This window comes from Microcoleus sp. PH2017_08_TRC_O_A (genome assembly GCF_020738665.1).
GTDB lineage: Bacteria > Cyanobacteriota > Cyanobacteriia > Cyanobacteriales > Microcoleaceae > Microcoleus.
In genome coordinates this window covers 1-12673 of sequence record NZ_JAEQCE010000049.1, presented here as the reverse complement: position 1 = coordinate 12673, position 12673 = coordinate 1, and the positions used below count along the sequence as shown (strand labels likewise).

At 47.5% G+C, this 12673-nt stretch carries 12 protein-coding genes; 8 read left to right on the top strand and 4 right to left on the bottom strand.

Annotated elements, in window-relative coordinates; all coding sequences use genetic code 11:
* Positions 1-466: 466 nt before the first annotated feature.
* Complete coding sequence (locus tag JGK22_RS18135) at positions 467-2728, top strand: serine/threonine phosphatase (protein ID WP_293206795.1); 2262 nt, start codon at positions 467-469, stop codon at positions 2726-2728.
* Positions 2729-3120: 392 nt separating this feature from the next.
* The gene (locus tag JGK22_RS18130) at positions 3121-4362 is read left to right on the top strand and encodes a protein kinase (protein WP_293206797.1); all 1242 of its coding nucleotides are present in this window, start codon (positions 3121-3123) and stop codon (positions 4360-4362) included.
* Positions 4363-5002: 640 nt separating this feature from the next.
* On the opposite strand, the gene JGK22_RS18125 is transcribed toward JGK22_RS18130, so the two are convergent.
* Both JGK22_RS18125 and JGK22_RS18120 read right to left on the bottom strand, forming a co-directional pair.
* On the bottom strand, positions 5003-5221 hold the full coding sequence (locus tag JGK22_RS18125; RefSeq protein WP_293181980.1) for a DUF4327 family protein: 219 nt from the start codon (positions 5219-5221) through the stop codon (positions 5003-5005).
* 201 nt (positions 5222-5422) lie between these two features.
* Positions 5423-5746, bottom strand: a complete 324-nt coding sequence (locus tag JGK22_RS18120; protein ID WP_293313348.1) for a hypothetical protein — start codon at positions 5744-5746, stop codon at positions 5423-5425.
* A 289-nt stretch (positions 5747-6035) separates the two neighbouring features.
* Between JGK22_RS18120 and JGK22_RS18115 the strand changes: the two genes are divergently transcribed.
* Both JGK22_RS18115 and JGK22_RS18110 read left to right on the top strand, forming a co-directional pair.
* The gene (locus JGK22_RS18115) at positions 6036-7016 is read left to right on the top strand and encodes an aspartate carbamoyltransferase catalytic subunit (protein ID WP_293181976.1); all 981 of its coding nucleotides are present in this window, start codon (positions 6036-6038) and stop codon (positions 7014-7016) included.
* A gap of 213 nt (positions 7017-7229) precedes the next feature.
* Entirely contained in the window at positions 7230-8456 is a 1227-nt protein-coding gene (locus JGK22_RS18110) for an RNA-guided endonuclease TnpB family protein (protein WP_293181974.1), read from the top strand.
* Positions 8457-8708: 252 nt separating this feature from the next.
* Here the strand turns inward: JGK22_RS18110 and JGK22_RS18105 are convergent, their stop codons facing one another.
* Complete coding sequence (locus tag JGK22_RS18105) at positions 8709-9086, bottom strand: SH3 domain-containing protein (protein WP_293197210.1); 378 nt, start codon at positions 9084-9086, stop codon at positions 8709-8711.
* A 709-nt stretch (positions 9087-9795) separates the two neighbouring features.
* Here JGK22_RS18105 and JGK22_RS18100 point away from each other — a divergent pair.
* The 4 genes from JGK22_RS18100 to JGK22_RS18085 all read left to right on the top strand — a co-directional run bounded on the left by JGK22_RS18100 (position 9796) and on the right by JGK22_RS18085 (position 12056).
* Positions 9796-10023 (top strand): hypothetical protein, encoded by a 228-nt coding sequence (locus JGK22_RS18100; protein WP_293189830.1) that lies wholly within the window; start codon positions 9796-9798, stop codon positions 10021-10023.
* 45 nt (positions 10024-10068) lie between these two features.
* Positions 10069-10560, top strand: a complete 492-nt coding sequence (locus JGK22_RS18095; protein ID WP_293181968.1) for a molybdenum cofactor biosynthesis protein MoaE — start codon at positions 10069-10071, stop codon at positions 10558-10560.
* 91 nt (positions 10561-10651) lie between these two features.
* Positions 10652-11311: a sigma-70 family RNA polymerase sigma factor gene (locus tag JGK22_RS18090; RefSeq protein WP_293181966.1), complete on the top strand. Its 660-nt coding sequence runs from the start codon at positions 10652-10654 to the stop codon at positions 11309-11311.
* A gap of 142 nt (positions 11312-11453) precedes the next feature.
* On the top strand, positions 11454-12056 hold the full coding sequence (locus JGK22_RS18085; protein WP_293313346.1) for a zf-HC2 domain-containing protein: 603 nt from the start codon (positions 11454-11456) through the stop codon (positions 12054-12056).
* Positions 12057-12350: 294 nt separating this feature from the next.
* On the opposite strand, the gene JGK22_RS18080 is transcribed toward JGK22_RS18085, so the two are convergent.
* A complete protein-coding gene (locus tag JGK22_RS18080; protein ID WP_293181962.1) occupies positions 12351-12461 on the bottom strand; it encodes a type II toxin-antitoxin system ParD family antitoxin in 111 nt (36 codons plus the stop codon).
* Positions 12462-12673: the final 212 nt, after the last annotated feature.

The window sequence follows — 12673 nt, the reverse complement described above, 5'->3', positions numbered from 1 at the left end:
GTTCCACTCACCTGATAACTTTTAGTGTGGGGCCAGCACGCAAAATCTTAGATAGGAAATGTTTCCAAGCTTTACTCAATTTAAATTGTATATCTCAATCGTCTCCCCCCTCTCCCCCTCTCCCATTCTCCCCATTCTCCCCATTCTCCCCCTCTCCCCATTCTCCCCCTCTCCCCGTCTCCCATTCTCCCCCTCTCCCCATTCTCCCCGTCTCCCCCTCTCCCCCTCTCCCCATTCTCCCCATTCTCCCCCTCTCCCTCCCAGGGCTGATTCCTGACGTGGAGGCCACATCTCAGTTTTAAGAAATATCTTAGTTCTGAATCGATGCCGGTAAAATAAGGCATAGGGCAATGGCAGTTATCCGTTGCGAGTCACGTCCAAAACTCAAAACCCATAACTTACCACCCCAAACCCAAAACTCCCCCACCGCTTTCACTCGATCGCACATCTCCAATATAAAACCCCTATGCTCCTCTGTCCCCGCTGCCAATTTGAAAATCCCAATCTAAACAAGTTTTGTCAACAATGCGGAAATTCCCTAACTTACAAAGCTTGCCACCAATGCGGAACCCAAGTCGCTGTTAGCGCCGAATTATGTCAGAATTGTGGCGTCACAACAGGTCAAGTGTGGCGGGCGATTATCTGCGGTCGATCGAACCTTCCAGCAGTCCAGCTAGAGCAGTCAACTATACCATCAGCCGAGCTTACACAAAAAACCGACAATTTTCCAGAAACCCGATCGGCCCAAAACTCTCCCCAATCGATCGCAGACACCATTAAAACAGAAATTACCGCCGATTCTCCACAACTTGATGCGGCCGAATCCAGCAGCCCAGAAATTAGTGGCGCTGAAATTGTCGTGGGGGCGATCGCCACCGAATCCTTTCAAACAGAACAAAAAAGCTCTACTACAACACCAGAGCGCGAAATAACCCCATCTGACAACATTTTCACGGCCGCACCACCGCCAGAACCAACCCAGGAAGCAACAGAGAACCCCGAGGGCGCATCTCCCCCATCCCCAAAAATCTCCGCCCCCTATTCCGAATATTTAATCCCTTCCCAGCCAATAGGAGCTTATTTAGACAGCCAACAGCGCTACCAACTCCTAGAAACCTTGCCAGCAAGAAAACCCTCAGACACAGTATCAGCAACAGTATTGGACTGTCAGCCGCTGCAAATGTCACCCCTCAAAGCAATGCTAGCAGCCAACTCTGCCAGCGTCGCCAAACGCACCTCCCCCTACACCGCAGCAATCAAAGCCGGAGAAAATGCGACCAATTCCGCCTTAGCAGAACTTTGCCAAGGCATAGCTGAACCTTATCTGGCACTGCGGTGGCACTTCTCTCACAACCTGCCAGTCATTCACGATAGCTGGTCAGACAACCAACAGGCCGTACTGCTGCTAGAAGACTGTTCGCAATGGCCGCTGCTGGTAGAACGCTGGAGTCAACCCGAAACTTCCACCCAGCAAATTGTGTACTGGCTGCACGAAATGACCGAACTTTGGGCGGCCCTCGAACCCTGGCGCTGCCGCCAAAGCTTGTTGGAACTAACAAATTTGCGGGTCAATCCCGACTCTTCCTTTTCCTTTGCCTCTTTGCGGTTGCAATACCTCTATCCCGAACCCGCCGGTTCAAACCTGCAACTGGTAGATTTGGGGCAATTGTGGCAGGCGATATTTAACCAGTCCGAGCGCACTCAGTTTGGCGCCTTGCTCGAACTGCTGCAACAAATGTACAGAGGCGAGATTACCACAATAGAAGAATTGCGATCGCGCCTGGAAACCGTTCCCCTCGAACTCCAATCCGCACCTTCACCAACCTTAACCCCCACCCGTTTCCAAACAGACATCCCCGACAACTCGCCCCCCGAAGTTGTTGGTGAAGTCTTAACCCAGCCCATGCCCGTCCAGATTTACAGTTTAGAAGACGCAGGTCTCACCGATGTCGGCCGCACCCGCGAGCACAACGAAGACTTCTTCAGCATCTGGACTCAGCTTAACAAACTCGAAACCTCCTTCGGTCGCATCTTTCAAACCAAAGGGCTTTACATTCTCTGCGACGGGATGGGCGGACACGACAGCGGAGAAGTAGCCAGTCAATTAGCCGCTGAAACCCTCAGGGAATTCTTCCAAACCAGTTGGGAAAATCAACTACCCGAGCCTGATACCATTCGGCAGGGAGTGCTGCTAGCCAACAAAGCCATCTTTGAAATCAATCAAAAGGACGGTCGCTCTGGCATCGGCCGCATGGGTACAACCCTAGTCGCAGTCTTAGTTCAAGACACCAAATTCGCCGTTGCTCACGTCGGCGACAGTCGTCTCTACCGACTCCGAAAGGGACAGACACTAGAAAAAATCACCTCAGATCACGAAGTAGGCCAGCGCGAAATTAAGCGCGGGGTTGACGCCGAAACTGCTTATTCCCGTCCCGACGCCTATCAACTAACTCAAGCCATTGGCCCGCGAGACGGCAATTTTCTCAAGCCAGACGTGCAGTTTTTAGACTTGTCCGAAGATACTTTATTGATTTTGGCTTCCGACGGTTTGACAGATAATGATTTGTTAGAAACTCACTGGCGTGAAACTCTCGCACCTCTGTTCAATCCCCAAGCTAATCTCGACGAGGCAGTTGCCGACTTGATCGAACTAGGGAACACACGCAACGGTCATGACAATATCACGGCAATTATCATTCGGGCGCAGGTAGGCCCATTTCGATTTTAGAATTGGGTGCTGCCAACTTTTTTAAAGGCGGTGGCGGGCAGTCTTAGATTGAAACCTGCAATTGTTGCATGGCAAAGGAAGATTAACTTTGGCATCCGTCATCAAAAACTTGTTCGGCTTGCCGCGATATTCAAGTAATGTCATTACAACAACCAGTTTTTGATTTTTAATGTTGCAGTCTGTCGATCGATCGGGAGTTAAACGCAGCGATTCTTTAATCTCTCATTCCCACGATCGGCGAGTCAAGATGCGTTGTTCTGAATTGACCCTTTAGACTAGAAATAGCCGGCTACCTAGAAAGCAGCACGAAATAAGTTTCTTATGTGTCATACATATCAGTATTGTCAACCTTCTCTCAATTTGATCTGGCAGATTAATCAAATCAATCTAAAATGCTGCTGACTCTTTTAGATCCAGAAAAAAATACCCCTCTGCAACAGTGGAGTTTCGAGAACGAGTCCATTGTCCGCATCGGCCGATCGCCTGAAAATCATGTTGTGATTCCCAATGCTTTGGTGTCGCGGGATCACGTGGAATTGCAAAGAGTTAAAAGCGGTGCTAACCGCCAGTGGTATTTAGTCAATTCCGGGACAAATGGCACTTTTGTTAACGGTACTCTCATGTCTCAGGGTTGGATATCCGACGGTGCCCTGATCCAATTGGCGCGGGACGGCCCAATTCTGCATTTCCAAGTTCTGACTATTCAAGTCGGCGGCAAAATTGAGGCGATCCCTACTCTCAATCCTGGGACGCCGCGGTGTACCCACGCGGGAAATCCGCCCGGTAATTTATTCTGCATCCACTGTGGGGAACCGATTAAAGTCGATCGCACAATCCGCCACTACCAAGTGCTGCGAACTTTGGGCCAAGGCGGTATGGGAACAACAACTTTAGCCTGGGATCGACAGAAAGCCAAAGCTCAACAACCGGGAAGTTCTCCCGCAGCTTCTCTGGTAGTTCTCAAGGAAATGAATGCTGACATGGCTCAAATAGTCAAAGCTCAAGAACTGTTTGAACGTGAAGCTAAAACTCTCAAAGCGCTGCACCATCCTGGTATTCCTCAGTTTTTTGACTTTTTTGTCGAAGGTGGCAAAAAATATTTGGTGATGGAAATGCTCCACGGCGAGGATTTAGAAAAACGCATTTACAATCGCGGGCCAGTTGCTCCCCAACAGGCGATCGAGTGGATGATCCAAACCTGTGAAATTTTGGACTACATTCACTCTCAAAAACCCCCGATCGTCCACCGGGATATTAAACCTGCTAATTTGCTAGTGCGCCACCGCGACAATGGCATTACAGTGCTGGATTTTGGCGCGGTTAAAGAAATCGGCACTCCTCCGGGTACTCGCATCGGCGTGGAAGGCTACACCGCACCAGAACAAGACCGGGGACAGCCTCTCCCTCAGTCAGATTTATATGCTATTGGGCCGACTTTGATTTTTTTGCTGACAGCCCAAAGCCCTCAAAAGTTTTACGGAAAAATTACTAGAGGTTACGGATTTAAGCTCGATAATATTCCGACGATCGGCCCGAAGTTGCGGGAGGTCATTCTACGAACCACAGCAGCTAAACCTGGGGATCGCTTTCAAACTGCTCAACAATTAGCTAGAGCTCTAGCCACTTGTCTTTAATAGAAGGAACAGTCATTAGTCATTAGTCATTAGTCATTAGTCATTAGTCATTAGTCATATCAAATCCAGTAGCATCGGAATTATTAATATTACCGAAATCAGGAGACGGCAGTGCCGTTTCCCTACAATTAATTAGGGTAGGGAAACGGCACTGCCTTGGACTCTATATTATTCCGGTGCAGCCAGAATTGATATCATTAGTCATTAGTCATTAGTCATTAGTCATTAGTCATTAGTCATTAGTTGGTAAACAGTCAACTGTCAACCCTTGTTTTGCGCTCTTCGGGCAAGCTGTCAACTGTCAACTGTCAACTGTCAACTGTCAACTGTCAACCGTCAACTGTCATCACTCATTAGTGAGAAGGAAAAAGTCTGCTGTCATTCGTCAGAAGTCACTCTGAAGAAGGAAGAAGGAAGAGAGAAGAGGGAACAAGGCAGAGGGAAGAAGTTAGCAACGGAAAATTTATTGATGAAATTTAGCCGATCGCCTTTTAATTTCGGGTGCATCTCATTTTGGCGAATATATACGTAGGGGCGAAGCATGACCGCAGAAAATAGGAGATTCTAACTAATAACTTATATTCGGTCATGCTTCGCCCTCCTCAAAAGTGATATGCACCCAAGTCCTAGGTTTCCTCTGTTATTCCTCGTCCCAACCTTCTACAGCTATCAACTCGCTCACGGGGTCTTGCATAGAAAAATCAAACTCTAGGAGTTGCTGTTTCCAGTAAGGCCATTCATCTCCATAAAGTAGAGCTATTTTCCAAATGCTGTCTGTCGGCTTGATAATGTCAGACGTGACAAGAGAATGCACCTGACGCTGGAACTTAACCATCGGCTGTATAACCTTCTGGCTCATAATACCTCTTGAATTGTTTAAATCTTGTTTAATTAACACTTCCCAGCGCACACTTTTTACCGCAGTTTCGCCAAGAACAGTCTCGCCAAGATACGTGTAGATTTTTGTCGGGAAGCTACATATTCAACTTGTATCTTAACACAGTTCATTTTGACAAGGGGCTATAAGCAGGACTGAAGAGTCAAGACCGACTGCAAAGAATTAATAATCTTTGGGATGTCCCGCTATATGCTGTCGATCGGCAGTAGGAGGTCTGCCTCCTTGATTATTTCCACATAATAGCAGATGCAATGGCTGCTGAGGCTGGTTTTTGACAAGGCTGAGGTTCCGAGAAACTGCAATTACTGCTTGAGCGCTACTACAGCTTAATTTCCGCTTTCGGGCGAGTAAACTAAACTCCACCGCACTTGTTTCAGCTTCAACGCTGGCTTTGCTGTGAGAGGGGAGTCCGATCCGGCATCTACTAATTATAACTCTATTGACGGCAAAGGTGGTCAAAAATTGTTGGATACTGTTGATCGGCATCCCCGCGACTGTCGATCGACCATTGTAGACCGCCCGACACAGGCGTGCAATTCAACAGTTGACAGTTGACAGTTGACAGTTGACAGTTGACAGTTGACAGTTGACAGTTGACCGTTGACCGAAGGAGAGCGACCTCTACCCTTAAGTCCGAGGATTGGAGTAATGAATAGTCTGATTTTAATTTCTCCCGAGCAGGCGGGCGGGCTTTCAACCAATTCTTTCTGGTAAGTTCCCAACCCATCATCCTAAATCTCAAATCTCAAATCTCAAATCTCAAATCTAAAATTGTATGACTTGGAAAAGGCGACACATTCTCACTCTGGCTGATTTTACCTCCGACGAATACGACACGGTGCTGCAAACTGCCGCCAGTTTTCGGGAAGTGCTCGGCCGCCGCACCAAGAAAGTGCCCGCCCTACAGGGTCAAGTGGTCGCGAATTTGTTTTTTGAACCTTCAACCCGGACTCGCAACAGTTTTGAGTTGGCGGCGAAGCGGCTGTCGGCGGATACTCTGAATTTTACACCGGGAAGTTCTTCTCTGACGAAGGGGGAAACCATTCTGGATACGGCTAAGACTTATCTGGCGATGGGAACGGATTTGATGGTGATCCGGCACGAACAGGCTGGAGTTCCCAGTACAATTGCTTCAGAAATGGATCGCTTGGGTTCGAGAGTCAGCGTTCTCAATGCTGGAGACGGCCAGCACGAACACCCGTCGCAAGGTTTGCTAGACTTATTTACTATTTGTTCTTTGTTAGATGCCGAACGTCCGCGACTGGAACTTTTAGCGGGCAAAAAAATTGCTGTGGTGGGGGATATCTTGCATTCCCGGGTAGCGAGGTCTAATATTTGGAGTTTAACGGCTTCGGGGGCTGAGGTTCATTTAGCCGGGCCGCCGACTTTGTTGCCGCTGTTGTTTGCTGAGTGTGGCAATGGTAGGGAAGGTAAGTTATTTTTGCACTGGCAGCTTGAACCTGCTTTGGTCGATGCTGATTTTGTGATGACTTTGCGGCTGCAAAAGGAACGGATGAGCCAGCATTTGCTGCCGAGTTTACGAGAGTATCATGCTTTGTATGGAGTTACGCGCGATCGGCTGAAACTCTGCAAGCCGGATGTGAAGGTGTTGCACCCAGGCCCGGTCAACCGCGGCGTGGAAATTAGCTCGGATTTGATGGACGATCCGCAATTTAGCCTGATTTCTCAGCAAGTTACCAGCGGCGTAGCGGTGCGGATGGCCTTACTGTATTTGATCGGTGGCGGTAAAGTTTAGCTAGACAGGCGGGAATCCCCGCGTCCATACCCGATCGAGGGTTGGCGTGGGATGAAAGCTGTGTAAGCGGACGATTGCACCTGCTCACAAGACGCTCTTGTCGTAGCCTGCGGGAGATGCGCGGGTGTATGATGATGCGAACAAATCCCTTGCACTTGCCAATGTTTTCAGCTACAATATTCTTAGAGCAATCAAAGAAGTAATCTAAGTTTCGTGTTAAAAGCTGTCAAAGTCCGAATCTATCCTACCGTTGCCCAGCAAGTACACCTGGCTCAAGCTTTTGGTTGTGTTCGTTGGGTCTGGAATCAGTCTTTGGCTACGATGACAGCGACCTATCAAGAGACTGGTAAGGGCGTTACAGCTATGACAATGAAGAAGTCCATACCTGTGTGGAAAGCTGAATTTGAGTGGTTGTCTGAGTGTTACTCACAATGCCTTCAACAGTCAGTTTTGAATCTGGGCGTGGCTTTTGGCAACTTTTTTGATGGTCGATCCCTGTACCCAACATTCAAGAAACGCCAAGGAAAACAATCTATTCAATACCCTCAAAACGTTAAAATCTTGAGCGATCGTGAGATTAAGTTCCCTGGTAAATTGGGTGTGGTTAAAGCCATAGTTCATCGGGATATTGAAGGCAAAGTTAAAACTGTGACTTTATCCAAAAATCCTGACGGCAGATATTTTGCTTCGATGCTATTAGATGATGGGACTGAATCGCCAGAATCCAGTAGTGATGGGAATATAATTGGGATAGATCTAGGTCTAACTGATTTTGCGGTGACATCTAACGGCTCTAAATATCAACATCCTAAAGCAACCCAAAAACATGAAAAGAACCTAGCTCGTAAGCAGAAAAAACTAGCTCGTAAAAAGGATAAGACGACTAACAAAAGTCGCAAAGCAAAGCTGGCGGTAGCTAAGGTTCATTCTAAAATCAAAAGAGTCCGCGAGGATTTTCTACACAAACTATCGCGCAGGATAGTAGACGAAAACCAAGTCATAGTAGTAGAAAATCTGGCAGTGAGAAACATGGTAAAAAATCATTGCCTAGCCAAGGCAATATCCGATGCTGGCTGGGGAATGTTCTGCACTATGCTTAAGTACAAAGCCGAAATGGTGGGCAAGATTTATCTAGAAATAGGTCGATTTTTTGCCTCAACTCATCTTTGCTCGAATACCTTGAAGCCATTGCCAAAAATGGATCTGTCTGTGCGTGCATTTGATTGCCCGCACTGTAAACAGCGACATGACAGAGATATCAACGCGGCGATAAATATCAAAAATGAAGGCTTGCGCGTACTGACGTTGGGAACCAGCGTTATTGCTCCTGAAGGCTATGTAAGACCAAAACAGTATGGGCGTAAGTCTACTACTGTGGCGGCTGTGGTTGTTGAAGGGAGAAGCCCACACTCTACCCGATCGAGGGTGAGTGTGTGGTAGTTCACGTTGTCAGTTGTTAACGATATATAGCGGATCTAGCGAAAGATTCGCGGACGTTGTTGCCAAGAGAACCCTATACGTTTAAGGCTTATATAAGCTGTCAGTCATACCTCATCTTTTTGAGAAAGGCTATAACTTCGGATCTTCGATTATTTGTTACCGTCCAGCGCCTCATGAAAAATAATCGTTACCAAAACCAGCTTGGTAACGATTCAAACTCTTTCTAGAAATGTAAATTACTCTAGTTAAGAATTAGTCAAGCCACGCAGTAGAAACCCAGCCCCCACCTGCAAGTTTAGCCCAGCCGTGCTTGTAATGACCGGTCAATTTCACATTGTCTCCATTGTGTAACTTGCCGATGATATGAGAACAGCGACTGGCCCGGTGGCGGATATTCAGTCTGCCACCATTGGTGGCAACTTCGGCGTAGCTGTGATGGCTGCGACCGCCGCCGCAGCGCTTGTAGTGGCAACCTGCCTGTGCTTCGCCACTCACACTCAGAATAGACAGGGCTACTGCCAGACCTGCAACGCCTACCACGGCAGATTTAGGAATTTTCAATTCCAGTTGGAGCTCGGACTCTGGAGATTCATAAGCAACAAAAGAGTGGCTCAATGCTAGTGCTTCCATAGTTTCCTCGTGATTGTGATTAACGTTTTTTCGTGCAGACTCATTTTATACTCCCCATGCCTAAAGGCGAAGGGATTCTTGACAAATCCGAATCTGGATTTTTACTCGTGGCTATCAAGTCGCCCCTACCCGCTCAGTTGAGATTTCTCCAAACATTGCGTATAGTTTTTTGACGCTTTCAGACCATCGCTAGCCAATCGCTAGCCAACAGATATACTACGCTCTACAACCTGCCATTATTTGCCCTTTAACTATTCCGAATCTTCTGGCGTCGGATATGTCAGTTGCCGGGATTTCTCCGTACTAGGATGTTTCAACACGTAGATGGTTTCTCCTACTTGCTTTGGTGACTTTAACACAACTATTTCGATTAGTGTGTAAAGAAATATTCAAGGCGGTTGAAACCGCAACGGAATTTTCCCGGTGTCGGTATTCCGGAGTTTGCGTCTTGTTCTTTGGTCAAAACAGGCGCAAGAGGTTGTTACCGTCTTGCTTTTGCCGAGTATAGGCTTGCTTTGGCTCAACTCTGCACAGGTATATCATGTCATTTAAGTAGCTTGGTGGAGCAAAAAATAAATAAAGTTTACATTTTCTGCTGAAAATTTGGACTGCGCCGATCGCAATCGGGGTTAAATTTAACTTAACTGTGTCATTCAAAAGGGAATGCAGTCATCGCTTAGAGTTGGAGATGGCTTGCAGCGAGTTGGGCATGATACTGCTTATTTTGGTGTGGTTACTGATTGAGTTGCTACAGCCCGATCGACTGTTCGATCGCACAAGTCTCCTATTCATATTCCAGCACCGTGTGAATTTGGTTCGGGCGAGTTATATTGACCCGATCGCACTGTTACAGCCGTTCGGGGCCATAGACATCTTGCTAAAGATTGACTTTTATGTATCCATGACAAAGATGCAAGATCGATCGCTCGCGACTTGATTTGTGTCAAGATCGATCGAGTTCTCCCGCACCATTTCTTTCGCAATGAACTATAGCGCTGCACTTTCGATCGGCACAATTCCTCAACGGAATAGTAAAGACAGTTTTGCCATTACCTTAGCTCCTTTGTCTGTAGAGGAAATCTACACTTTGGCAGATGACCCAGCGAACGGAGCCGTGGTAATGATGAGCGGTACAGTCCGCAACCAAACTGACGGTCAAGCTGTAGTTTCGTTAGAATATCAAGCCTACGAACCGATGGCCGTGCGAGTATTCCAGCAAATCGCTACTGAAATGCGCCGCCAGTGGGTCGATGTCAATCGGGTCGTCATTCACCACCGCGTCGGACACTTGCAGGTGGGGGAAATCAGTGTGCTGGTGGCTGTGGGCTGTCCCCACCGAGGGGAGGCTTTTGCAGCTTGCCAGTACGCCATAGATACGCTCAAACACAATGTACCGATTTGGAAAAAGGAACATTGGGCCGATGGTTCTAGCAGTTGGGTTAGTATTGGAGCGTGCGAAGTTACCGGTCATTAGTCAGAAGTCGATCGCAGTTTCCGAGTCCAGGAACCAATCGCGATCGGGCAGCGTCAAACACAGTGGAATGTTCGATGAGCCAATTCCACACATGAGCGAATTTATTTCCGTGTCCTGGTCTGCGGTTGTGGCGACCGTTGAAAGAGTGCAATTGCCATCCGAAAAACTCTCTAATTATGACTTAGTGTTGCGGTGTCAGGAAGGAAATCGACCTGAGAGCACTGCCTTTTCAGAACTTTTGAAGCGGTATCAGTCCCACGTAGACAGGGTTCTGTATCACCTAGCCCCTGACTGGCAAGACCGAGCAGACTTGGCTCAGGAAGTCTGGATTCGAGTTTATCGCAATATTAACCGCTTGCAAGAGCCAGTTAAATTTCGGGGCTGGCTGAGTCGCATCGCCACTAATTTGTTTTACGATGAGTTGCGTAAGCGCAAGCGGGTGCGAACTCCGCTGTCGTTAGACGTACCCCGTGCTCTGGAAGATGGGGAGATTGATTGGGAACTTCCGGCCGACAGTCCGGGGCCGGATGAAGATTTGACAACCAGAGAATTTTACGATCAGTTGCGAGTGGCGATCGCAGATTTGCCGGAAGTATTCCGCACGACAATTGTGTTGAGAGAAATTGAAGGTTTAGCCTATGAAGAAATAGCGGAAATGACCGGAGTTTCTCTCGGAACGGTCAAGTCAAGAATTGCTAGAGCTCGCCAAAGGTTGCAGTTACAATTGCAAAAATATCTCGACGGTCATTAGCAAGGGTGATTTCCGAGGCGGGTTAAGAAGATTTGGTGAAGTTTGCTGTGACATCAAAGCTTCTATTTTACAATATAAATAAGCAGTAAATCATTCTAATAGCGAACAGATGCTTCCGCTAATTTTACAAGTGGTGTGAAATATGAATTCTAAATTTGAATCGGATAAAAATCAGAATGATCAAGGTATTGGGGATTCGCTCGCCCAAAGTCAAGGTAACAACAGTTATCCCCAAGGGAATGTAACTACTATGATGCGGGATCGCTTTGAATTGTTGAGTGCCTACATCGATGGCGAAGTGACGGCGGCAGAACGCCGGGAAGTTGAGGCATTGCTGACAAACGACCCCACGACGAAGCGTTTGTACTCCCGACTAATGATGATGCAACAGGCTTTTGGGTCAATGCCCGTACCTGCTGCGGAACAATCTGCACAGGATTTGGCGGCAAAGATTGTGCAGCGCGAGAAACGCCAGACGAAACGGACTTGGGTTTTGGGTGGAGGTGCGATCGCAGCTTTGTTGATTGCAGCAGTGGCTGGTGTCGCTGGCACTCGTCAATTGTTTGCTCCCCAGTTTGCTACATCCCCCGTTCTTCCTGAATCTGACGGTTTGATTGTCGCTTTAAACGAGCCTGTAGTAGAGATTGTTAATCCCAACGATTTGATGCTTGGGGTGAATGCACCGGTGATGGATATTCCGAAAGCTGTAGTAAGCCCTCACAAGTCATCGCCCAAGGCGCAGTAAAATTTCTGTTTTGATCGATAACGGAATATTTTTTAAGAAGACCGGGCGGTTGAAACCGCTTCTATACAAATAAAACCCGCCTCCGCGGGTTGAATACCCGGCGGTTTCAACCGCGTTTTTTTCTTCATTCCGCTTGGCGTGGAATTCGTTTGTGTAGTTTTACCTCGAATTCGTATTCCAGGGGCGCTTCGCCACATACGAATTTGAGGTCAACAGGTTTCAACCGCCGTCTTATCTTTTGGACGAGTTTCCTCAACCCATTCTTGATAACAATCGCTCTGTGGGTGTTCGCTTCTACAGTAGTTCCAGCGCCGCCGCAATTACCTCATCCACCGAAGAATATTTACCGCTTTTGACTTGCGCTTCAATGAATTGATTACGATCCGGTTTTAGAGTAATGTGCACGATCTTTACTTCTATAGTCCTGGACGCACGGGTGGTCAGAAACCGTGTTTTTTTACGAAAAGACGCATTTTAGGCTATAGATTACGTAAAAAACCCGGTTTCTTTGGTCTTAATGCGATCGCTACGCCTCTAATCGCCAATTAATTGGACAAACGTGGACTCAGCATACAAAAGAAAACCTTGGCACCTCAAAAGTGGTCATTCTTTTTGGC